Source organism: Streptomyces sp. AC558_RSS880 (assembly GCF_019049255.1).
In the GTDB taxonomy this organism is placed as follows: domain Bacteria; phylum Actinomycetota; class Actinomycetes; order Streptomycetales; family Streptomycetaceae; genus Streptomyces.
Genome location: NZ_JAGMUJ010000030.1, coordinates 134119 through 156488, shown reverse-complemented (window position 1 = coordinate 156488; position 22370 = coordinate 134119). Strand labels below are relative to the sequence as shown.

General features: G+C 72.4%; 16 protein-coding genes. 10 read left to right on the top strand and 6 right to left on the bottom strand.

Annotation, left to right across the window (positions count from 1 at the left end):
• Positions 1 to 308: 308 nt before the first annotated feature.
• From KUM38_RS12705 to KUM38_RS12690, 4 genes are all read right to left on the bottom strand, one after another.
• Entirely contained in the window at positions 309 to 1061 is a 753-nt protein-coding gene (locus tag KUM38_RS12705) for a GntR family transcriptional regulator (RefSeq protein WP_217129442.1), read from the bottom strand.
• A gap of 146 nt (positions 1062 to 1207) precedes the next feature.
• Entirely contained in the window at positions 1208 to 2407 is a 1200-nt protein-coding gene (locus tag KUM38_RS12700) for a DUF4190 domain-containing protein (RefSeq protein WP_308408959.1), read from the bottom strand.
• Between the two features lie 93 nt (positions 2408 to 2500).
• Complete coding sequence (locus KUM38_RS12695) at positions 2501 to 4078, bottom strand: S8 family peptidase (RefSeq protein ID WP_217129440.1); 1578 nt, start codon at positions 4076 to 4078, stop codon at positions 2501 to 2503.
• Between the two features lie 288 nt (positions 4079 to 4366).
• Complete coding sequence (locus KUM38_RS12690; protein WP_217129439.1) at positions 4367 to 5197, bottom strand: oxidoreductase; 831 nt, start codon at positions 5195 to 5197, stop codon at positions 4367 to 4369.
• A gap of 91 nt (positions 5198 to 5288) precedes the next feature.
• Here KUM38_RS12690 and KUM38_RS12685 point away from each other — a divergent pair, with 91 nt between their 5' ends.
• From KUM38_RS12685 to KUM38_RS12645, 9 genes are all read left to right on the top strand, one after another.
• Complete coding sequence (locus KUM38_RS12685; RefSeq protein ID WP_217129438.1) at positions 5289 to 6194, top strand: LysR family transcriptional regulator; 906 nt, start codon at positions 5289 to 5291, stop codon at positions 6192 to 6194.
• A gap of 159 nt (positions 6195 to 6353) precedes the next feature.
• The gene (locus KUM38_RS12680) at positions 6354 to 7625 is read left to right on the top strand and encodes a phosphatase PAP2 family protein (RefSeq protein ID WP_217129641.1); all 1272 of its coding nucleotides are present in this window, start codon (positions 6354 to 6356) and stop codon (positions 7623 to 7625) included.
• Positions 7626 to 8226: 601 nt separating this feature from the next.
• Positions 8227 to 9237, top strand: coding sequence for a hypothetical protein (locus KUM38_RS12675; RefSeq protein WP_217129437.1), 1011 nt, complete (start codon positions 8227 to 8229; stop codon positions 9235 to 9237).
• A 22-nt stretch (positions 9238 to 9259) separates the two neighbouring features.
• Entirely contained in the window at positions 9260 to 10300 is a 1041-nt protein-coding gene (locus tag KUM38_RS12670; RefSeq protein ID WP_217129436.1) for a hypothetical protein, read from the top strand.
• 18 nt (positions 10301 to 10318) lie between these two features.
• Positions 10319 to 11173 carry an ACP S-malonyltransferase gene (locus tag KUM38_RS12665; protein ID WP_217129435.1) on the top strand — a complete coding sequence of 285 codons (855 nt, stop codon included), beginning with the start codon at positions 10319 to 10321 and terminating at the stop codon, positions 11171 to 11173.
• Positions 11170 to 14751 carry an SDR family NAD(P)-dependent oxidoreductase gene (locus KUM38_RS12660; RefSeq protein ID WP_217129434.1) on the top strand — a complete coding sequence of 1194 codons (3582 nt, stop codon included), beginning with the start codon at positions 11170 to 11172 and terminating at the stop codon, positions 14749 to 14751. The genes KUM38_RS12665 and KUM38_RS12660 overlap by 4 nt, the downstream gene beginning before the upstream one ends.
• A gap of 1 nt (position 14752) precedes the next feature.
• A complete protein-coding gene (locus KUM38_RS12655) occupies positions 14753 to 16135 on the top strand; it encodes an MATE family efflux transporter (protein WP_217129433.1) in 1383 nt (460 codons plus the stop codon).
• A complete protein-coding gene (locus KUM38_RS12650; RefSeq protein ID WP_217129432.1) occupies positions 16132 to 17316 on the top strand; it encodes a glycosyltransferase family 4 protein in 1185 nt (394 codons plus the stop codon). Before KUM38_RS12655 ends, KUM38_RS12650 begins: the two co-directional genes overlap by 4 nt.
• Before the next feature lie 608 nt (positions 17317 to 17924).
• Positions 17925 to 18647: a glycoside hydrolase family 11 protein gene (locus tag KUM38_RS12645; RefSeq protein WP_217129431.1), complete on the top strand. Its 723-nt coding sequence runs from the start codon at positions 17925 to 17927 to the stop codon at positions 18645 to 18647.
• A 367-nt stretch (positions 18648 to 19014) separates the two neighbouring features.
• Here the strand turns inward: KUM38_RS12645 and KUM38_RS12640 are convergent, their stop codons facing one another.
• Complete coding sequence (locus KUM38_RS12640; RefSeq protein ID WP_217129430.1) at positions 19015 to 20433, bottom strand: DUF234 domain-containing protein; 1419 nt, start codon at positions 20431 to 20433, stop codon at positions 19015 to 19017.
• A 145-nt stretch (positions 20434 to 20578) separates the two neighbouring features.
• Here KUM38_RS12640 and KUM38_RS12635 point away from each other — a divergent pair, with 145 nt between their 5' ends.
• Positions 20579 to 20983 (top strand): hypothetical protein, encoded by a 405-nt coding sequence (locus KUM38_RS12635; RefSeq protein WP_217129653.1) that lies wholly within the window; start codon positions 20579 to 20581, stop codon positions 20981 to 20983.
• A gap of 250 nt (positions 20984 to 21233) precedes the next feature.
• On the opposite strand, the gene ychF is transcribed toward KUM38_RS12635, so the two are convergent.
• Entirely contained in the window at positions 21234 to 22322 is a 1089-nt protein-coding gene (ychF, locus tag KUM38_RS12630) for a redox-regulated ATPase YchF (protein WP_217129429.1), read from the bottom strand.
• Between the last annotated feature and the right edge of the window lie 48 nt (positions 22323 to 22370).

Sequence of the window (22370 nt, the reverse complement as noted above, 5' to 3'; positions counted from 1 at the left end):
TGGTGCCCGGCGCGCCGCGCTCCGGGGACGACCTGGGAAAACGGCCAGATTGCTACGGCGCGGGGGCGACGGCGCCGCGGGGGACACGCCGGAGCGGAGGCGGGCCGGGGGCGCGGAAGGGGCGCACGGCGGGTCGGTGGAGGAGCGTGACGATCACCGCCGGGGGAGCGGGCGGGGAGCCGCGAGGAGCACGAACCGGCCGGCGTGGGGAGCACGAACCGGCCGGCGTGGGGAGCGCCGACGGGAGGCGCGGGCACGGGTCATCGGACGCGACGGGGCGGGAGGCCCGTCCCTCACCGCCGGGTCCGCTACTTCACCGGGAGGTGGTAGGCGGCCCGGTAGCGGTCGGCGGGGATGACCACGTCGGCGGTCTCGACCGGCCGTCCCGAGGCGAAGTAGGTGCGCTGGATGACCAGGACGACATGCCCGGGGACGCCGCCCAGCAGCACCAGTTCCTCGGCGAGGCCGGGACGGGCGCCGACCTCCTCGGTGACGTTGTCCACGATCACGTCGATGGCGCGCATGCGCTCGACGACCCCCATGCCGCCGAGCGGTCCCTCCTCGGGCAGCATCACGGGGGTCCGGCCGGTGAGGGCGAGCGGCTCCCAGGAGGTGGAGAGCATCATCGGGTCGCCGGCCTCCCGGAAGAGGTACCTGGTGCGCATCACGCGGTCGCCGGGCTCGATGTCCAGCCGCTCGGCGATGGCACCGGGGGCCTCGGCCTGCTCGCTGCTGGACTCCCAGGTGCCCCGGACGCCCGCGTCGGCCTGCTCCTGACGGAACGGCGTGGCCCCGCGCTCCGGCCGGAACCCCGAGCGGGCGACCCTCCGGGGCACCGGCCGCTCGCGCACGTACGTCCCCGAGCCGGAGCGGCCCTCGACGAGCCCCTCCGCCATGAGGACCTTGCGCGCCTCCAGCGCGACCGTGTCCGAGACGCCGTACTCCTCGCGGATTCTCGCCTGGGAGGGGAGCCGCGTGTGCGGCGGCAGCCGGCCGTCGACGATCTTCTTGCGGAGATCACCCGCGACACGCAGGTACGCCGGCTGCTCACCGAATGTCACGGGCCGCTCCCATCAGGTTGTACAGACAGCAACAGCGTCGCAACCGTAGGTTGTGCCAGGCAAGCAAAGGCCAGAGAATCACTCGTTGTGATGACGCTGTCGAACGGGGGCTTTACGCAGGCACTTTCTCCCCGTTATGGCGGCCGTCACACCTTCATGTCCCCGCCCTCCGGCTCACGCGCCGCCTCCTCGTCGTACAGGGGCGGGGACGCGGCCAAGCCCAGGGCCTTGCGTGCGGTGACGGAACCGTCGGGGTCGATGAGGTTCCATCCCCTGCCGGAGTGCTCGTAGTAGGTGTCCGCGTCACCGGCCCCGGCGGCCTTCGCCCACTCCTCCTCCGCCTCCTCCAGTTCGGCGACGAGCCCGCTCACCGGCTTCTCGGCACCGGCGGGCCACTCGTGCGCGCGCAGCGTCCGGGTCTGCTCGGTGAGCGCCGCCGCCACCTCGCCCGCCCATTCCCTGTACCCCGGCAGGTCGTCCTCGACGAACTCGGCCTCGGGGGCCCCGTCCAGAGCGGTGTCGAGCACCCGGGCCGCTTCCAGATAGGCCAGTTGGTGCTCGTCGAGCGTGGTCCCGTCCCGGCGCAGCGACCCGGTGAGCGGCGACCGCGCGTCCCGGTCGCCGAGGACACAGACGATCTCGCGGTCGCCGAAGCGCCAGCTCTCCGAGGACGGGACGAGGTGGTAGACGTCCACGTGACCGGGCAGCGCCCAGGAATCCATGACGTAGTCGTCCCGGAGGTCGTAACACCGCTCGTCCGCGGTGCCGGTGAGGCTGTCGTCGCCCGGGTAACGGCCGTCGGGGAGGGTGACGACGGCGAAGACCTCACCGTCGTGCTCCCGCGCACAGGGCACCCGGTCGGCGTCGGTGGCCCAGCCCTCCAGCCCGCCGGGCGAGTTGAAGCAGTCGCCCTTGCCCAGGGCGAGGACGCTGTCGCCGCGCGTCCCGTCCTTGAGGCCCTCCCAGACGTCGGTCAGGACACCGGAGGCGAGGGCCGCCACCCACAGCGCGAGCCCGAGCGACGACAGCACGGTCCCGGCGACCGCCATCCCCCGCCCCCGCTCCCCCCGCCGCTTGATCTGCCGCAACGCGACCAGCCCCAGCACCAGCCCGACGGCCGGCACCAGGCACAGCACGCCGAACACCAGGGCGGCGACGGCGACACCGTTGACGACGGCCGGCGGCCGGGGACCGTACGGCCCGTAGAGCCCGTACGGCGCGAAACCGGGCCGGCCTCCGTAGGTGAACTGCGGCGGCGGATACGGGACCTGGCCCTGGGGAGCGGGCTGCTGACCCTGGGGGCCCTGAGGTTCCTGCGGGGGCCCGTAGGGCGGAGGTATGGACACGAGCGGCATCGTAGGCGCGGGACGACGGGCCCCGTCCCCGGGGCGCCTTCCCCGGGGACGGGGCCGTGGTGCGGTGAGCGGCGTTCGCCGGAGCTAGAACTGCAGCGCCCAGCCGTTCAGCCGCCCGGTGTCCCACGACGCGTTGTCGCCGACGCGCAGCTTCCAGGTGCCGTTGGCCGTCTCCGCGGAGGCGTCGACGGTGTAGGTGGTGGCGATGTCGTTCGCGCTGCCGCCGGTGCCGTACGGCTTCAGCGTGTACGCCGTGCCGTCCGGGGCGATCAGCTGGACCTGGAGGTCGCCGATGTAGGTGTGGGTGATGTCGACCTCGACGGCCAGGTTCGAGGGCGCGTTGCCCGAGACGCCGGAGACGGTCACCGGGGACTCGACGGTGGAGTTGTCGGCGATGGCGTAGTCGGCGGTGTTCTCGAAGCGGTCACCGGTCGGCGGGGTGGTGTCCCCCTCACCCACGTACAGCAGCCGGTTGGGCGATCCACTGCCCGGGTTGCCGACGACGCCGGTGGTGGCGGCGGAGGTCAGCGCGGAGGAGACCTGGGCGGGGGTGGCCGAGGGGTTGCCGGCCAGGTGGAGGGCGGCCGCGCCGGCGACGTGCGGGCTCGCCATGGACGTGCCGGAGATGGTGTTGGTGGCCGTGTCGCCGGTGCGCCAGGCGGAGGTGATGGAGGAGCCGGGCGCGAACAGGTCCAGGACGGAGCCGTAGTTGGAGTAGCTGGCGCGCGCGTCACTGGACGTGGTGGCGCCGACGGTGATCGCCTCGGTCACCCGGGCCGGGGACTTGGTGGAGGCGTTGGTGGACTCGTTCCCGGCCGCGACGACGAAGGTGACGCCGGAGGCGATGGCGCCGCGGACGGCCTCGTCGAGGGCGCTGTCGGCGCCACCGCCGAGGGACATGTTGGCGACGGCGGGCTTGACCGCGTTCCGCGCCACCCAGTCGATGCCGGCGACGACCTGGGCGGTGGTGCCGGAGCCGGAGTTGTTCAGCACCCGGACGGCGACGACCTTCGCCTTCTTCGCCACGCCGTAGGAGCTGCCCGCGACCGTGCCGGCGACGTGCGTGCCGTGGCCGTGGCCGTCCTGGGCGACGTTGTCGTTGTCGATGGCGTCGTAGCCGTTGGAGGCACGGCCGCCGAAGTCGCTGTGGCTGATGCGGACGCCGGTGTCGATGACGTACGCCGTCACGCCCTCCCCGGCCGCATCCGGGTAGGTGTACGAGCTGTTGAGCGGGAGGCTCGGCTGGTCGATCCGGTCCAGGCCCCAGGAGGGCGGGTTCGGCTGGGTGCCGGTGACGTGGAAGGTGCGGTTCTGCACCACGGAGGCGACGGCAGGGTCGGCGGCGAAGCGTTTCGCCTCGGCCTCGGAGGCCTCGACCTCGTAGCCGTTCAGGGCCTTGGCGTACGTGCGCTCGATGGCGGCGCCGTACTTCTCGGCCAGGGCGCGGCCCTCCGCGGAGCCGGAACGGGCCTCGTCCGCCTTCAGGGTCACGATGTAGCTGCCGGCGACGGCGTTCGCGGCGCCCGCGTACAGGACGCGGCCTTCGGGAGCGGCCGGGGCCGCGCCCGCGGGGAGTGCGGAGACGAGGCTCGCGACGAGGGCCGCGGTGGTCGCGGCGCCGAGGGCGGCCAGTCTTCGCCGGGGGTGACGCATCACTGCCATGTGAGGGTTCCTCCTCGGTCGGTGGTGCGCGTGGGGACCGGCCGTTGACGTGATCATGTCACCTTTGACGGCCGAGTCCGGGCGTCAGCCGAAAGATTGAGGGTTGCACAGGAATTGCACAAGGGGCCCCGCACGAACGCGTGGACCGGATGTCCCGGCGACACGACGGCGGATGCCCCTACGACACGACAAGCGGGCGACCCTGCGACACGACAGTGGGCGGCCCTGCGACACGACAGCGGGTGACCCGCCCACGGGGCGGGTCACCCGGTTCCGCTCGGGCGGTGCTCAGTCGTCGAAGGCCGTGGCGCGGGTGCGCTTCTCCCAGGCCAGGACGTCCTCGCGGACCTGGTCGAGGTGGCCGAGGACCGCGCCGACGCCGTCGTCGCCGAGCGGCAGCCGCAAGGGGGTGTCCGCCGCCTCGAGCGCGGCCAGGATCAGGGCCGCCGCCTTCGCCGGGTCGCCGGGCTGGGAGCCGTCGCCGCCGGCCACGGCGGAACGGGTCTCGCCGACCTTGGCGTACAGACCGCTGTCCGGGCTGACCCCGGCCCTGTTCGTCTCGAACAGGCCGGTGCGGAAGGCCCCCGGCTCGACGATCAGCACCTTGACGCCGTACTCCCGCACCTCGTCCGCGAGCGCCTCCGACATGCCCTCCAGCGCGAACTTCGTGCCGCTGTACGCTCCGAAACCGGCGATGGACATCTGCCCGCCCATGCTGCTCATCTGCACGATCGCTCCCGTGCGCCGCTCCCGCATGCCCGGCAGCACGGCCCGCACCAACGCGGCGGGGCCGAAGACATGCACGTCGAACAACGCGCGCAGCTCGTCGTCGGAGGTCTCCTCGAGGGCCCCCACATGGGTCCGCCCCGCGTTGTTGACCAGGACGTCGATGCGTCCGTGCCGCGCCACCACGTCCCGCACCACGGCCTCGGCCGCCGCGACGTCGGTGACGTCCAGGCGCAGCGCCTCCGCCTGGCCGGTGTGGGCGGCGACCAGGTCGTCCAGCGCCTCGGGCCGGCGGGCCGTGCCGATCACCACATCGCCGTCGGCGAGGGCGGCCTCGGCGATCGCCCGGCCGAACCCGCTGCTCGCGCCCGTGATCAGCCACACCTTGTTCATCCCGGCTCCTCGTGCCTCGGCTGTCCCTCGATGACGTCAACCACCTTGTCGCCCGGGCCGGTTGCCCGTCCAAGACCTACGCTGACAACCGATGGCTATGAAGACGGACGTTCACCTGCGGGACCTGCGCTACTTCCTGGTCGTGGCGGAGGAACTGCACTTCACCCGCGCGGCGGAACGCCTGTACGTGTCACAGCCCGCCCTGAGCAAGCAGATACGGGCGCTGGAACGGCGGCTGGGCACCGAACTGTTCCGTCGCGACCGGCAGGGCGTGGCACTCACCACCGCCGGTACGGCGCTGCTGCCCCACGCCCGGCGCCTGCTGGCGGCGTGGGAGGAGGGGGCCGCGGCGGTGGAGCGGGCGGCACGGCGCAGCACGCTGGTCGTGGGCATGAGCACCAGCCTCGGCCGCGGCGGCCTGCTCCCGGCGATCCGCTCCCGCTTCACCGCCGCACACCCCGACACCGAGGTGCGGCTGCGGCAGGTCAGCTGGGAGGACCCGACGGCGGGCCTCGCGGACGGCGGGGCGGACGTGGCGTTCGTCTGGCTGCCGATGCCCGACGCCGGCCGCTACGAGTGGACCGTGGTCGCCGAGGAGCCCCGCCTGGTCGCCCTCCCCGAGGCGCACCCCCTGGCCGTCCGCGCGGACCTCACCCTCGCGGACCTCGCCGACGAGCCGTTCCTGGCCCTGCCCCCGAGCACGGGCGTCCTGCGCGACCACTGGCTCGCCCTCGACGAACGCCCCGGCGGCTCGCCCCTCATCGGCGCGGAGATCGCCGGTACGGAGGAAACGTACGAGGCCCTGGTGGCGGGCCTCGGCATCTGCCTGGTGGCCGCCGGCAACGCCCCCCTGCTCACCCTGGGCGGCGTCACCACCCGCCCGGTCCACGGCCTCTCCCCGACCCGGTTCGCCCTGGCCTGGCGGACGCAGGACGGTGCGCGGCCCCTGGTCCGGGGCTACGTGGAGGCGTGCCGCAGGGCGACAGGACAGGCGTAGTCCGGGAGAAGATCCGCCCTGAACCACAGGAAACGCACAGACGTCGCTAACATGTGCGAACTCATGACGATCTCCCGATCATCCGATCTTCACGCATAGACCGAACACGTGAACACCACACCAAGACGCACACCGGAGCGCATACGCCGGCCCCGGGCGATGCTGTGGGCGGCGGCGGGTGCCGCGACCCTCGGATTCCTCATCGCGCTGGAATGCGCCGCGCGCCGCTACGGCCTGCCGGGGCCGATCACCCACCACGCGCGGGAGGTGGTCTTCGCCCCTCATTCGGGACCGCTGCTGTACGCCGGTATGGCGCTGGCGATGGTGGTGCTCACCTGGCGGCAACGGCTCGTCGCGGTGGGCGCCGCGATCGGCATCGACGTCGTCTTCTTCCTGGTGCGGTGGGCGGCCGGCGCCGAGACGAACTTCGGCAACGGTGCGCTGTGGGTGGTCCTGGGCATCGCGGTCGTCGCCGTCACGCGCCGTACCGGGCCGGAACGCCTGCTGCTGCTGAAGGGTGCCGGTCTCGGCCTGCTCCTGGTGGCCGGTCACAAGACGGGCGACACCTGGCTGCTCATCACGTCGAAGACCCGCCCGACGGTGCTCGACCCGTACGTCGCGCTCGCCGATCACGCGCTGGGCGACCCGTCGTGGCTGGCCGGCCGGATCGTCGAGGCCACCGCACCGATCAGCACCGGCGTCCTCCACGTGGTCTACGGCCAACTCCCGCTGGCGGCCGCCCTCGTCGGGCTCTACCAACTGCGTCACGTCGCGGTCGAGCGCCGCTTCCCGGCCCACCACCTGGTGCGCACGTTCCTGGTCATCGGTCTGCTCGGACCGGCCGTCTACATGATCTTCCCGGTCGTCGGACCGGTCTACGCCTACGGCGCCGACGGCGGACAGTGGGCGGCGAGCCACCTGTGGCCGGACACGCTGCCGTCCATCGGCGCCCCGCACCCGATCCCGTTCGACGGGATCACCCCGCGCAACTGCATGCCCAGCCTGCACACCGCGTGGGCCGTCACCCTCTTCGTCCACACCCGCACGGGCTCGCGGGCGATGCGCTTCGCGGGCACCTTCTGGCTGGTCGCCACCCTCTCGGCGACGCTGGGCTTCGGCTACCACTACGGCGTGGACCTCGTCGCCGGCGTGGTGTTCGCGCTCACGGTCGAGGCGGCGATGCGCTCGCTCGCACGCGGCTGGGACCGGCCGGCGACCTGGCTGGTCGCCTACGGCACGACGGTCTTCACCGTGCTCCTGGTGGCGTACCGCGGGCTGCCGACGCAGATGGCCGAGTACCCGTGGGTGTTCGGCCCCCTCCTCGTCCTGCTGATGACCTCGGTGATCCACGGCTACGCGCGCACCACCGCGCTGCGGGAGACGACGACCGTGCCGGAGCGGCAACGGGAACCACGGCCGGAACTCGCCTGAGCGGCATGCCGTGACGTGACGTCGGGCACCGGTCGGCACGGAGAGCGCCTGCGGCTCGGTGGCACCGGGGACGACCCGACTTTCACATGCGTTGGAACCATCGATACTTTCGAGCGAAACGGCCCGCGATTTCCCGCTCCACCCGGGCGCGCATCCGGGTGACAGCCACCCCCTCACACTCCGGCGCGACACCTGCGTCGACAGCTCCACCGCGTTGACCTGCGATGAACTCCAGTACAAGCCAAGTCGTATGACTTTTATTGCCCCGTTACCTGGGGCCTGCCATGATGTCGCGCACCGGGCGAACAGTCGAACGTCATCCGAATCGACCTCGAATGTTTCGCCGCCCGGGTCCCGCAGGACCCGTCTGCTCGTTGTTTCCGCGCCTCGCCGGAGATCGCCCAATGGCGGGAATCCCCGGCGCGCGCCGCGAAGAGCATCCGCACATCGTCGTGCACGGCCCGACCGCGCCCATCGCGCCCACCACGGCACCGCCGTCCCGCGTGACGGATCGAACCCGTCGGAGTACGGCACTCCTCGCTCCGGCATCCGCGGCGAAGGCGTCGCCGAACGGAGGTTTACGCTGTTGTCCGTCGACCAGATGATCGAGTTACCGGGCCTGGACCGGATCCGCACCCGGGACCCCAACAACCACCTGCACTGCCGCAAGACCCAGCTCCTCGCGTATGTCGGCGGCCGCACCCCCTGGTCCGACCTGCTGATGTACCGGGCCCTGGGCTCCACTTCGGCCGTCCACCGCCACTGCCACCTGCGCGGCGGGGACCGCTGGGCGTTCGACACCCCGTACGTGAACGACGACGACCTGGGCCTGCTCGGGTTCGAGGTGCTCTCGGCCGGGACCGTGGACCTGGCCCGCTTCGCGTCCGGCCTGACCGACTTCCTCGCCGCGGGACAGCCGGTGTTCTTCTACGCGCCCCGGCACCACTTCCCCCACTGGGTGGAGTTCATGCGCCGGGCCGGCACGCTCCCCGAGGAGTACCGGCTCCTGCACTCGTTCCTCGTCTGCGGGGCGAGCGGCACCGACGTCCTGCTGGTCGACAACACCGCCGACGACCACGAGTACTTCCCGCTGACCGTGGGGTGGGACGTGCTGCGCGACGGCTACGCCCGGGAACCCGAACGCTGGTTCACCGGCTGCGCCACCGTCCGGCAGGTGGCCGAGCCCGACCGGGACGGGTTCGAGAACGCCTACCGCGCGTTCCTGGCCGGCTTCCGCGACGGCTTCGAGCTCTACGACGTCATCGGCGACAACCTCGTCGTGGAGCGCACGTCGGTCGCCGCGACCTATCGCGCGCCCGGCGTCAACAGCATGGCGCTGCTGGCCGGTTCGCGGACCCTGTTCTGCCGGTTCCTGGCGCTCACCGAGCACAGCGAGCGGGTCCGCGCCGCCTACGCCCGCGTCGCGCAGCTGGCCACCGTGCTGTCGGACCGGGTCACCGCCTTCCAGGCCGGGCTGCCCGCCCTGCCGGCGGACCGGATCCGCCGCGGCCTCACACAGCTGCGGCTGCACGAACAGCGGGCGGCGCGGCTCCTCGTCGACGAGGCGGCCGCCCTCCCGCAGATCCTGCCGGTCCCGGCCAGTGGCCGGTAATCGCCTCACCCGGGGAAGAGAAGTGCGACGGTTATACCTGTTCAGCGGCATGGCGGGCATACAGGGCCCGCCGCTCGCCGCACTGCGGGCGCTGTACGCGCGGCCGGAGAACGCGCGGTACTTCACCGCCGCGGCCGAGGCGGTGGCGCGCGTGCTCGACCACGTCGGCGCGGACGCCTACCGCCGGGAGCTGCCCGGCGGCATCCCGCTGACCGCCTGGCTGCGCGGCGACCCGCCGGACGCGGGCGCCCTGGAACACTCCATCGTGGACGGCCTGTGCGCCCACATCTACCACCTGTGCCTGCTGCAACCCGCCGTCGGCCGCGCGGACGGCGACCGGTCCGCGCCGGTGGCCGCCATCGGCCACAGCCTGGGCCTGATCGGCGCGATGGTCGCGGGACTGAGGGTGACCGGCCGCCGGCAGTACACGGCGCTCTGCCACGACGTGATCGCGATGACCGCGCTGACGCTGATCCGCTGCCATCAGCTGACACCGCCGCGGAAGGGCGCGGCCACACCGATGGCGGCCGTGACGGGCGTGCCGGCCGAGGAGCTGCGCGCGCTGGTGACGGACTCCCCGGTGCACCTGGCCCTCGCGAACTCCGGCCGCTCGCACGTGCTGGCCGGGGACCCGGACGACCTCGCCGGCTTCCGGGCGAGGCACGCGCGGCGACTGGCCGAACCGGGGGTGCGGTGGACCCACCTGCGCAGCACCGCGCCGTTCCACACGCCGCTCCTGGAGCCGGCGGTGCGCGCGACGCTGGAGGAGCGGCACTTCATGACGTTCCCGCTCACCGGCGACCGGCTGGCCGTACCGGTGTACGTCGCCGACGCGCCGGTCAACCTCCAGCACCGCGGTGACCTGTTGCCGGACGTCCTCGCCCACGCGGTGTGCCGCCCGCTGGACTGGCCCGGCACGGTCCGCGCCGCGATCGAGGACTGCCGGCCCGACCAGGTAGTCGACTTCGGACCGGGCCCGTCGGCCCGGGTGTTCACCCGGGAGACCCTGCGCGGCGGCCACCACGGCCTGCGCTACCGCAGCGTCCCCGCACCGACCGCTTGAGTGAAGGAGCGTCCACGCATGCACTGTCTGGTCTTCCCCGGCCAAGGCGTACAGCGCAGAGGCATGGGAGGGGAACTGTTCGAGCGGTATCCGCGGGAGACCGCGGCCGCGACCGAGTTGCTCGGCTACTCCGTGGCGGACCTGTGCCGCGACGACCCCGACGACCGGCTCGCCGACACCCGCTACGCGCAACCGGCCGTCTTCCTCGTCAACGCGCTGTCCTGGATGGACCTCGAGCGCGCCGGCCGACGGTACGACTACTTCGCCGGGCACAGCCTGGGCGAGCTCAACGCGCTGGTGGCCGCCGGCGTCATCGACCTGATGGACGGCCTGGCGCTGGTCCGGCGCCGCGCCGAGCTGATGGCCGGCGTCACCCGCGGCGCGATGGTCGCGGTGGTCGGGCTGAGCTCGGCGCGGGTCGAGGCGACCCTGCACGGCGCCGGGCTCAACCTGGTGCACGTCGCCAACCGCAACAGCGACCAGCAGGTGACGGTGGCCGGGGACCGGCCGCAGCTGGCGCTCGCGGTCAAGGCACTGCGCGGCCGGGGCGCCCGGGTCCTGCCGGTGTCCGTCAGCGGCCCGTTCCACACGCCCCTCATGGCCTCGGCCGGCCGGGCGTTCGCGACGGTCCTGCGCGAGTACGCATTCCGCGCCGGGCACACGCCGGTGATGTCCAGCGTCACCGGCACGGAGTTCGCCCCGGATCAGGCGGTCCGACTGCTCAGCGGGCAGATCCACCGCCCGGTGGAGTGGGTGCGCACGGTCCGGGCCCTGCGCACGGCCGGCGTCGACCACTTCGACGAGGTCAACGGCACCACCCTCACCGCCTTCATCGCACGGATCGCCGCACAGCCGACGGAGGAACTCGTATGACCACGGACATCGCTGTCGTCGGACTGTCCGTCGAAGTGCCGGACGCGCCAGACCAGCACGCGTTCTGGGACATCGTCCGCACCGGCCGCAGCCTCACCCGGCCGTTCCCGGCGCAGCGGCGCCGGGAGATCGAGGAGTACCTGCGCTACCACTGGGAGTCGGCGCTGGTGCCGGACGCCGAGGAGCGGGTCGAGTTCCACGACGGCAGCTTCCTGGACCGGGTGGACCTGTTCGACCACGCCTTCTTCGGCATGACCCCGAAGCAGGCCGCGGTCACCGACCCGCACCAGCGACTGGTCCTGCGCACGATGTACCGCGCGCTGGAGGACGCCGGCTACACCGGCGAGCGGCTGGCCGGCAGCCGCACCGGCGTGTACGTCGGCTACGCCGGCAACCCCGGCGGGTCGTACCTGGACTACTTCTGCCGCATCGACCCCGCGCTGGGACAGCTCGGCATCACCGGCAACATCGTCACGATGCTGGCCAACCGGCTCTCGTACCTGCTCGACCTGCGCGGCCCGAGCATGGTGATCGACAGCGCCTGCTCGGCGTCGCTGCTGGCGCTGCACCAGGCCAGGGCCGCGCTGCTGCTGGGCGACTGCGAGATGGCCGTGGTGGCCGGCACCCGGATCGTGATGGCGCCGGTGCGGCACCCGCACACCCGGATCGGCATCGAGTCGTCCGACGGCGTGACCCGTACGTTCGACGAGGGCGCGGACGGCACCGGCTTCGGCGAGGGGTCCGGGGCGGTCGTGCTCAAGCGGCTGGACCGGGCGCTGGCCGACGGCGACCAGGTGTACGCGGTCGTCAAGGGGAGCGCGGTCAACCACGACGGCAGGTCCGAGATGATGACCGCGCCGGACTCCCGCGCCCAGGCCGACCTGCTGGAGGCCGCGTGGCGGGACGCGGGCGTCGATCCCCGCACGATCGGCTACCTGGAGGTGCACGGCACCGCCACCAAGGTCGGCGACCCGATCGAGTTCGAGGGGCTGCGGCGGGCGTTCGCCGCCCGGACCGACGACCGGCGCTTCTGCGCGGTGGGCACGGTGAAGGCGAACATCGGCCATCTCTTCGAGGGCTCGGGCCTGATGGGCGTGATCAAGGCCGCGCTCGCGCTGCGGCACCGCGTGATCCCGCCCCTGGCGAACTACGAACGGCCGAACACCGCCATCGACCTCGACGACGGCCCGGTGTACGTGCCGCGGGAGGCCCACGCGTGGCCGGAGGGGGACGGCCCCCGCCGCGCCGGGGTCAGCGCCTTCGGCCTCGGCGGGACCAACGCGCACGTCGTGCTGGAGGAGTTCACCGCGGCGCCGGCGGAGTCCGGCGGGGGCCGGCCGCCCTACCTGTTCACGCTCAGCGCGCAGAGCCCGGCGTCGCTCGGCCGGCTGGTCACCCGCTACCGCGAGGCGATCGACGACGGCCGGATCGACGGGAGCGTCCGGGACGTGTGCTGGACGTCGAACGTCTCCCGCGCCGGACACCGGCACCGGCTCGCCTACACGGTCGCCGACCTGGCCGAGCTGCGGGCGGCGCTGGCGGCCACCGAGGCCGGTGAGGTGCCGGACGCCGCCGGCACCGAAGCCGCCCGCGCCTGGACCGGCGGCGCCGACCTCGACCTGCGGGCGCAGTACCACGGGCTGGGCCCGAGGACCGTGCACCTGCCGCCGTACGAGTTCGACGAGACCCGGGCCTGGGTCGACTTCCCCGACACCTGGCGCGACCGGTTCGCGCTGGCCGCACCGCGGGCCGAGCACCCGCTGACGCACGCGGTGGGGTTCGCGCCGGCGCCGCTCGCCGGGTCCGGCGACCCGTCGGCCCGCGTGATGGCACTGGTGGGTCCGGCCGCGGCCGACGCCGTGACCGCCGCCCTGCCGCCGGACGCGGTGCTGCGCACGCCGGACGCCGCGGACGCCGAACCGGACCGGCTCGCCGAGGAGCTCGTCGACGAGGGCTACACCCACCTGGTGTACGCCCTCGCCTTCGACGGCGAACCGGCGGACGGTCCCGCGGAACTGGACCGCCGCGTCGACGAGCACCTGACCGGCCTCTTCCGGCTGGCGAAGGCGCTGATGCACGCGAGCGCGGCGGTCGACCTCGTGGTGCTGACCCGGCGGGCGCTGGCGGTCGTGCCCGGCGAGACGGGTGTGGTCGCGGAACACGCGGCGCTCGCCGGGCTGGCCAAGGCGATCGGCCGGGAGTACCCGTACGTGACCGTCCGGCTGCTCGACGTCGACGACGCGGTGCCGGCCGCGCTGCTGCGCACGGAGATCCTCGCCGCGCAGGCCGGCGTGTACGCGCTGCGCGGCACGGACAAGTACCGCGAGTCCTTCGCCGAGCTGCCGGAGATCCCGGCGGTCCGCGACACGTACCTGCGGCCCGGCGGCGCGTACCTGATCACCGGCGGTCTCGGCGGCATCGGTCTGGAGACGGCCCGGCACTTCGCGGCCGGCGCCCCCGGCGTCCACCTGTACCTCCTCGGACGCACCGCCCTGCCACCCGAGGCCGAGTGGGACGCGGTCGCCGCCGACCCGCAGCATCCCGCCGCGGCGCGCGTCACGGCGGTCCGCGAGATCGCCGCGCTCGGCGCCGGTGTGCACCCGGTGGCCGCCGACGTCGCCGACGAGGCCGCGCTGGCGGACGTGCTGGCCGCGATCCGCGCCGCGCACGGCCGGGTGGACGGCATCGTGCACGCCGCCGGCGTGCCCGGTGACAACCTCATCGCGTACCGGGACGCCGACGGGTTCGCGTCCGTCCTGCGGCCGAAGCTGCGCGGCGCGTTCTTGCTGCACCACCTGACCCGGGACGACCGGCCCGACTTCGTGCTGCACATGTCCTCGGTGGCCGCGGTGTTCCCGGCCCTCGGGCAGGCCGACTACGCGGCCGCGAACTTCTACCTGGACCACCTGGCCCGCACGCTGAACACACCGGAGCACCGCGTGGTCAGCGTCGACTGGGTGGCCTGGCGGGAGGTCGGCATGGCGGTCGCCACCGGCGTCAGCGAGGACCTGGTGTTCCGGTCGCTGCGCACCCGTACCGGCCTCGATCTGATCGACGCGGCGCTGCGCGGGGACCGGGCGGGGTTCTTCGCCGGTGAGATCAACTACGCCGGCGACCTGATGAGCGTACTGCCGACGTACCACGTCGCCCTGTCCGCGGACATCGAGGGCAAGATCGAGACGGGACTGGCGGCGCTCGAGGAGCGGTCCAGGCGGAGCCTCGCCCGCGTACGCGAGGCCGTGGAGTCCACCGAGGTACGGCTCACCGGGCGTCCGGACGACGGGTACACCGACAGGGAACGGATGGTGGGCCGCTGCCTGGCGCACACCCTCGGTCACCCGGTGATCGACGTCCACGCCGACTTCCGGGACCTGGGCGCCGACTCGATCATGGCGCTGACCATCGGCAACAGCATCTCCGCCTGCCTTGGCCGCCAGTTCGACACCGTCGACCTGATGAGCGAGCGCACCGTGGCCGCCGTCGCCCGGCTCATCGAGAACAAGTACGACACGGACGCGCCGGACGACGACGGCGACGACGCGTGGCTCGACGAGCTGCTGACCATGCCCGGAGACTGACGTGCCGGACCTGACCCGGGGCCCGGTCCTGACCGGCATCGTCGGCACCGCGGCCCCGCTGGCCCTCGCCAATCTGCTCCAGCAGGGCTACCTGCTGGTCGACAGCGCGGTCGTCGGCCGGTACGTGGGCGTCACCGGGCTGGCGGCGCTGGGCGCGGCACAGCCGCTGTACTCGATTCTGACCTCGCTGTTCACCGGTGTGTCCGGCGCGTTCACGGTACGGCTCGGGCATCTCGCCGGCGCCGGGCGGCGTGACGATCCGAGCGCGCTGCTGGCGCTGGCGGCCTGCACCGCGGTGTGGTCGGCGCTCTGCGCCGCGGTCGCGGTCCTGGCCGCGGCGCCGCTGCTGGCGCTGACGGGCGTGACCGGCGAGGTCGCCGCCGAGGCCCGGACCTTCGTGGTGACGCTGTGCTCGGGCATGGTCGCGGTCTACGCGCTCGGCGCGGTGTGCGCGGTCCTGACCGGCCGCGGCGACGTTCGCCGGGCCACCGCCTTGATGATCGCCGCGAGCGTGCTGAACGCGGTGTTCGCCTGGCTGTTCGTGGGTCCCTGGCGGCTCGGGATGGCGGGCGCGGCGCTGGCCGTGGTGGCCTCCAACGCGCTGACCGCGGTGGTCGGCCTGACCCGCCTGGTGCGCGAGCAGCGCCGGCCGCGGCCGGCCGGGGCGGCCGCGGTCACGGCCGCCGCGGTGCGCGCCGAGGTGCGGCGCGGCCTGCGGATCGGCGCGCCGATGGCCGTGCAGTACCTGCTGATCGGCGTCGGGGTGCTGGTGCTGGTGTGGATCATCACGCCGTTCGGCGAGGAGGCCCTCGCGGCGCTGACCGTCGTCGCCCGGCTGGAGCTGCTGACCAGCGTGCTGTTCCTCAACCTGTCCGGCGCGCTGATGGTGTTCACCGCGCAGAACACCGGCGCCGGCCGGGCCGCGCGGGTCCGCGAGGGGGTCCGTCACTCCGTGTGGCTGGGCGTCGCGCTCACCGCGGTGGTGTCCCTGCTGCTGCTCGTCGGACGCGGGCCGATCGCCGCGCTGTTCTCCGGCAGCCCCGAGACCCGGCTGGTGACCGAGCGGTACATCCTCATCACGGCGCCGTTCTTCCTGTGCTACACGCTGACGGTCGTGCTGCACGGCTGGTTCAACGGCATCGCCCGCACCGTCGTGCCGCTGATCTGCACGGTGGCGTCGCTGGGCGTGGTCCGGCTGCCGTTGTCGTACGCGCTGGGCCACGCGTGGGGGGTCGACGGCATCATGTGGGCGACGGTGATCGGCTGGGTCGTGGGGCTGGGCTACACGCTGCTGGCCACCCGGCACGCGGTGACCGCGCCGCGGGCCGGCCCCGACGGGGAAGCCGGCCCGGTGGCGCGGCCGGACGGGAGGGCCGTCCGGTGATCCGGTCGTTGTTCGTCAGCGACGTCCTGCCCCGCCGCCCCGCCGGCGGCGCGGTGCAGCGGATGGACCTGGTCACCGGGGCGCTCGCCGCACTGGGTCCGGTGGACGCTCTCTTCCTCGCGCCGCCGGACACCGTGCCGCCGCCGGACGAGACCGTCCGCTTCGCCCGCACCGGGGTCGCCGCCGTACCGCCGTACACGGGCGCCCGCGCCTTCCTGGAGATCGCCGCGCGCGGGCCGTCCGCCGCCTACGCGGGTCACCAGCGGCGCACGCTCACGCCCGTCCTGCCCGGCTGGTCCACCGGCACCCGCTACGACCTGGTGTGGTTCAACCGGGAACGCGCCTGGCTGCCGCTGCGCGGCCGGTTCACCGGCCGCACCGTCGTCGACGTGGACGACTTCGAGGACGTGCTGATCCGCCGCTGGTCGCGGCTCGGCCGGGGCGTGTGGGGCGTGCCGCTGACGCCGTGGCAGCGCGTGCAGGCGCGGCGTTCGATCGCCTGGTGGGGCCGCGTCCACCGGCGGGTGGCGCGGGAGGCGGACGTGGCCGTGGTCGCCTGCGCCCGCGACGCCGCCCGGCTGGGCACGGGGCGGACGGTGGTGGTGCCGAACACCTACCCGGCCCGTCCGCCGGGGCCACCGCGCACCGGCGGCGGCGCGACCATCCTGTTCCAGGGCTCCTTCGACTGGGCGCCCAACGCGGACGCCGCCGCCTGGCTGACCGGTGAGATCCTGCCGCTGATCCGCGAGCGGGTGCCGGACGCGACGGTCGTGCTGGCGGGCGCGTCCACCCCGGAGGTCGCCGCGCTGGCGGGCCCGCACGTCGAGGTCACCGGCGCGGTCCCGAGCATGGCGCCCCACCTGCGCGCCGCCGACCTGGTCGTGGTCCCGCTGCGCGTGGGCAGCGGCACCCGCATCAAGATCCTCGAGGCGTTCGCGCACGGCGTGCCGGTGGTCAGCACCACGATCGGCGCCGAGGGCCTCGACGTGGTCCCCGGTGAGCACCTGGCCCTCGCCGACACCGCCGAGGACCTGGCCCGGCACTGCGCGGACCTGCTCACCGACCGGGCCCGCAGGGACGCGACGACCGCCGCCGCGAGCCGGCTGCACGCCGGCCGGTACCTGCCCGAACACGCGACCGCCCGCGTGCGGGAGGCGGCCCTGCGGGCGGTCGCGGGTTAGCACCGGGGCGGCACGGACACGGCGGTGGGGCCCACCCCTTCAGGGACGCTGTCGGCGAATCCGGCTCCAGGACGTCGACGGGAGCGGATGTCCCGGTGGAACGGCGCGCCGATGGCGTGTCTCCGGGACATCCGCTCCCCTCGAGACCCCGAGGTCTCCGTCTGACGGAATCACGGAAGCGGAACCGTCCACGACAACGCCGCCGCCTGCCGGCGCCGGCACGTCGGCGGAGTGCCGGAGCTCCCCTCCCCCGCCTTCGAAACTTTCGAATTGACCTCACATACTTGCGCCCCACTCCAACCCGAACCCTCTTCACCCTGCTCGTCGATTCGCGCGATCAGCGATCTGAACAGGGAAGATGCATTTTTCAAGCACCCCTTCGAGTGCGGAGATGTTTCCGAAAGAACGTCGAAAGTGTTGACAGGAACATGAGGTCTCAGAAAACTAAGGCCGCCGAAGCAGAAGACCGCGTTCCCCTCGCGTCCCGCGACGAGGACCTGGTCGCTCGGTACCGCACAACGGTGGGCGCCCCCGCCGCGTTCCATGCAAGGCCGCCGGACGGCAGAAGGCCGTGCGGCCCCCACCTGCCTTGATCGGAAGGAAACAGCATGCACCAGGACGGCACGCAGCAGGACCAGACCCAGCAGGCGATCATTCCCCCCGGCCTGAGCCGTCGGGGCTTCCTCGGTGGCGCCGGCGTCGCCACGCTGGCCACCGCGTCCGGGCTCCTGCTGCCCGGCACCGCCCACGCGGCCACCACCATCACCACCAACCAGACCGGTACCGACGGCATGTACTACACGTTCTGGACCGACGGCGGCGGCTCGGTCTCCATGACCCTCAACGGCGGCGGCAGCTACAGCACCAGGTGGACCAACTGCGGCAACTTCGTCGCGGGCAAGGGCTGGGCCAACGGCGGGCGCAGGACGGTCCGTTACACCGGGTACTTCAACCCGTCGGGCAACGGCTACGGCTGTCTCTACGGCTGGACCTCGAACCCGCTGGTCGAGTACTACATCGTCGACAACTGGGGCAGCTACCGGCCCACCGGCGAGTACAGGGGCACCGTCCGCAGCGACGGCGGCACGTACGACATCTACAAGACGACGCGGTACAACGCCCCCTCCGTCGAGGGCACCCGCACCTTCGACCAGTACTGGAGCGTCCGCCAGTCGAAGGTGACCAGCGGCTCCGGCACCATCACCACTGGCAACCACTTCGACGCCTGGGCCCGCGCGGGCATGAACCTCGGCCAGTTCAGGTACTACATGGTCATGGCGACCGAGGGCTACCAGAGCAGCGGCAGCTCGAACATCACCGTCAGCGGCTGACGTCCGTCCCGCGCACGACCGGCTGCGGGCCCCGTCCTCATGACGGAGCCCACAGCTGGTGTCGTCCCCTGGCGCCGAGGAGCCCGGCGATGCCGGTGGGCCGCCGGCGGTGCGAGTGCGGTCGCGGTCATGCCCGCGATGAACCCCGGAACCTGACGCAACCGCTCTCCACAGGCCATGCCGCACTCGGGTCCAGGGGGCGACGAAGCCGGCACGGCACGGGATCCGCGACGAGGCACGAGAAGGCTCAGGACCGCCAACGCTGCACAACAGCGCAGGCTACGGGCCGAGGTCCGATGGACTTCTCCGCAACGTCTGCGGCCTGATCGGGCTCACCGACTCCCGTGCCTGGCCTGCCGTTCGCCACTCACAGCGGCCAGGCGGTCAGCAGATCGCCGGGGCCGTAGACGGCATCGAGCCCCGGACAGCCGACACCGCTGCGCGAGACCGCCACGACCGGAACGGGTTCGTCGGTGAGGGCGGCCCGGTGTCGATGGAGAGCTGCCAGGTCGTGCCGGTCGAAGGGCGACTGCTCCAGCCACTTGATGGAGCCGAGGAAGAGCAGCTCCTTGGCGATGGGGGCGCGGTCCGCACCGATGATGTCGATCTCGACGTCGTTGGTGCGGGTCCAGTAGCCGCCCACTGCGGGGGCTGCGGGGAGCTGGTCGTCGGGCAGTATCCGGGCGAGCGCCTCGCGGATGAGCGGCTCGACCGCCCGGCCGCGCCAGCTGGTCCAGCTCTCCCGGATCCGCGCCAAGGTCAGATCGCCCCGCCCCCGCTCGATCTCCTCCATGGCGGGGCCGAGCAGGTGCAGCCAAAACCGCAGGTAGGGATCTGCCACCCGGTAGCGGCGATCCTTCGACGGGCGCAGCGATACGGGCAGCTCCGCAGCGACGATCCGCTTGTCCGTGAGCAGCTCCAGCGCTCGTTGCAGCGGCGTGGCCCCGATCCCGCCGGCTGCACGAGCGATGTTGGTGAAGGTCCGCTCACCACTGCCGATGGCCGCCAGCACCGTACGCGCCTGAGCCTGCGGGGGAAATTCGGCAGCCAGCGAACGCTCGGCCGACACCAGCAGGGCCGAGACCGGGTCGCTCAGCGCCTCGCCGAGGAAGTCCCACAACCCCGCACCCCGCGGCCACTCCGCGCAGATCAGCGGCAGCCCGCCGGTGACCAGCGCGGCGTCGAAGGCTTCCGCCGGTTCCAGCCCGAGCATCCGCCCCACCTCGGCGGGGTTCAGCGGTCCCAGCACCATCTCCCGGCCGCGCTGATGGAAGGGGCGCCCATAGCTGTTCAGGGCCTCCATCATCGACAGATCGGAGCCGATGAGGACCAGCAGCACCGGCTTGGTCTCCAGCACCCGGTCCCAGGCCCGTTGCAGCATCCCCTCAAAGGCGCCATCGGCGTCCATCAGGTACGGCACCTCGTCGATGACCAGCACGCTCGCCCGGTCGGCGGGCAGCGCCGCAGCCAGCAGGTCGAACGCGGCATCCCAGCTCTCCGGCCGTGCGGCGGCCACGAGCCCCGCCAACGGCAGCGTCGACACCTGGGCGTCCCGGGCCAACCGTGCCAGATCATCCCTGGGGGACGCACCGGTCGCCGCGTAGAACAGGAACGGGGCACCGGAGCGCTCCGCGAACCGCTCGACCAGCCGCGACTTGCCCACCCGGCGCCGCCCGCGCAACATCACGCACCGACCGGGCCGCTCCCCGCCGACCCCTGCCGCCACCTTCCGCAGCTCTCGCTCCAACCTCGCCAGCTCCTGCCGACGACCCACGAAGTCCACCATGCCCACTCACCTCCACGCATGTCACTAACATGAACGTTAGCAACATGCACGTTAGTGAATGACCTCGTCGGGCGACAGGAGGCCGCCACTCCAGGTGCGGTCGCCAAAGTCTCACCCTGCCGTTCTCGATCACTCTGTCCCGAGCATGGCCGAAGCGGCTTGCGGCGAGGAACGGACGGAGAACGCCGGAGGACGGAAGAGGCAACAGGCAACCCCACCGAACCTCGATCCCCGAGGCGCACCTCGTGCCAGTCGCGACAGCGGCCGGTTCGGCACCGGCTTCGCGGGATGGCTCGACCAGGCGATGCACGCGGCGCCCGACCTGGACAGCGAGGTGGTCGATCCAAGTACGGGGGAGGCGATCGCCATCGCCACCGCCTACTGGCCTCATGGTCTCCAAGAGGAGGTGGGCGGGTCTGTGGTCCTGGCCATCGACACGACACCCGCAGAGCAGGCAGCGATGGAAGCGAGCGACTATCGCGTCTTCCACAGCGCCGACGCCCTGCGCCGGTACGTCAGGAACATGCGCGCCGAGCACGCATCAACGTGACCTGAGACAGACGAGAACAATCTTCACGGGACGCCTGGTGAAGCCACAGTGGTGCCGCGCCCGGCGCTCCCTCCGCAGCGACGGACCTCCAGGTCGCCGAACCCCGGCATCCGCCGAAAAAACCTGGAGCTCCATCGCCAACCCTGAGAAGCCGGCTCACGGTAAAGACGAAGGGGGCGGACTCGATCGAGTCCGCCCCCTCCTGACCTGTGTGTTTGCCACGTGAGCGACGTGATGTCACTTCATCCGGTCACACGTTGAAGCGGAACTCCACCACGTCCCCGTCCTGCATCACGTACTCCTTGCCCTCCATGCGGGCCTTGCCCTTGGCGCGGGCCTCCGCGACCGAGCCCGTCTCGACCAGGTCGTCGAAGGAGATGACCTCCGCCTTGATGAAGCCCTTCTGGAAGTCGGTGTGGATGACACCGGCGGCCTCGGGGGCGGTGGCGCCCTTCTTGATGGTCCAGGCGCGGGATTCCTTCGGGCCGGCCGTGAGGTAGGTCTGCAGGCCGAGGGTGCGGAAGCCGACGTGGGCGAGGGTGGCGAGGCCGGGCTCGTCCTGGCCGACCGACTGGAGGAGCTCGAGGGCCTCGTCCTCGTCCAGCTCTGCGAGGTCCGCCTCCAGCTTGGCGTTGAGGAAGATCGCCTCGGCGGGGGCGACCAGGGCGCGCTGCTCGTTCTTGAAGTCCTCGTCGGTCAGCTCGTCCTCGTCGACGTTGAAGACGTAGAGGAAGGGCTTGGTGGTGAGGAGGTGCAGGTCGTGGAGGAGTTCCGCGCGCTCGGTGCCCTGGACGATGCCCTGGGAGAAGAGCGTGTCACCCTTCTCCAGGATCTCCTTGGCCTCCTCGACCGCCTTGACCTTCGGCGCGATGTCCTTCTTGATCCGCGACTCCTTCTGGAGGCGGGGAAGGACCTTCTCGATGGTCTGGAGGTCGGCGAGGATCAGCTCGGTGTTGATCGTCTCGATGTCGTCCTTCGGCGAGACCTTGCCGTCGACGTGCACGACGTTCTCGTCCTTGAAGGCGCGGATGACCTGGCAGATCGCGTCGGACTCGCGGATGTTCGCGAGGAACTTGTTGCCGAGGCCCTCGCCCTCCGACGCGCCGCGCACGATGCCGGCGATGTCGACGAAGTCGACCGTGGCCGGGAGGACGCGCTGGGAGCCGAAGATCTCGGCCAGCCTGGTCAGCCGGGGGTCGGGGACACCGACGACGCCGACGTTCGGCTCGATCGTGGCGAACGGGTAGTTGGCCGCCAGCACGTCGTTCTTGGTCAGGGCGTTGAACAGGGTCGACTTGCCGACATTCGGCAGACCGACGATTCCGATCGTGAGCGACACGTTGCGACTTCCCGTACGTGAGGATGGGGGCGAGGACCGGCCGACTGG

Excerpts from the sequence above, each read along its gene's own strand:
- KUM38_RS12685 (WP_217129438.1), top strand. The coding sequence starts at position 5,289 with ATGGCTATGAAGACGGACGTTCACCTGCGGGACCTGCGCTACTTCCTG.
- KUM38_RS12675 (WP_217129437.1), top strand. The coding sequence starts at position 8,227 with ATGATCGAGTTACCGGGCCTGGACCGGATCCGCACCCGGGACCCCAAC.
- KUM38_RS12665 (WP_217129435.1), top strand. The coding sequence starts at position 10,319 with ATGCACTGTCTGGTCTTCCCCGGCCAAGGCGTACAGCGCAGAGGCATG.
- KUM38_RS12695 (WP_217129440.1), bottom strand. The coding sequence starts at position 4,078 with ATGGCAGTGATGCGTCACCCCCGGCGAAGACTGGCCGCCCTCGGCGCC.
- KUM38_RS12660 (WP_217129434.1), top strand. The coding sequence starts at position 11,170 with ATGACCACGGACATCGCTGTCGTCGGACTGTCCGTCGAAGTGCCGGAC.
- KUM38_RS12635 (WP_217129653.1), top strand. The coding sequence starts at position 20,579 with ATGGCCGAAGCGGCTTGCGGCGAGGAACGGACGGAGAACGCCGGAGGA.
- KUM38_RS12690 (WP_217129439.1), bottom strand. The coding sequence starts at position 5,197 with ATGAACAAGGTGTGGCTGATCACGGGCGCGAGCAGCGGGTTCGGCCGG.
- KUM38_RS12640 (WP_217129430.1), bottom strand. The coding sequence starts at position 20,433 with ATGGTGGACTTCGTGGGTCGTCGGCAGGAGCTGGCGAGGTTGGAGCGA.
- KUM38_RS12680 (WP_217129641.1), top strand. The coding sequence starts at position 6,354 with ATGCTGTGGGCGGCGGCGGGTGCCGCGACCCTCGGATTCCTCATCGCG.
- KUM38_RS12645 (WP_217129431.1), top strand. The coding sequence starts at position 17,925 with ATGCACCAGGACGGCACGCAGCAGGACCAGACCCAGCAGGCGATCATT.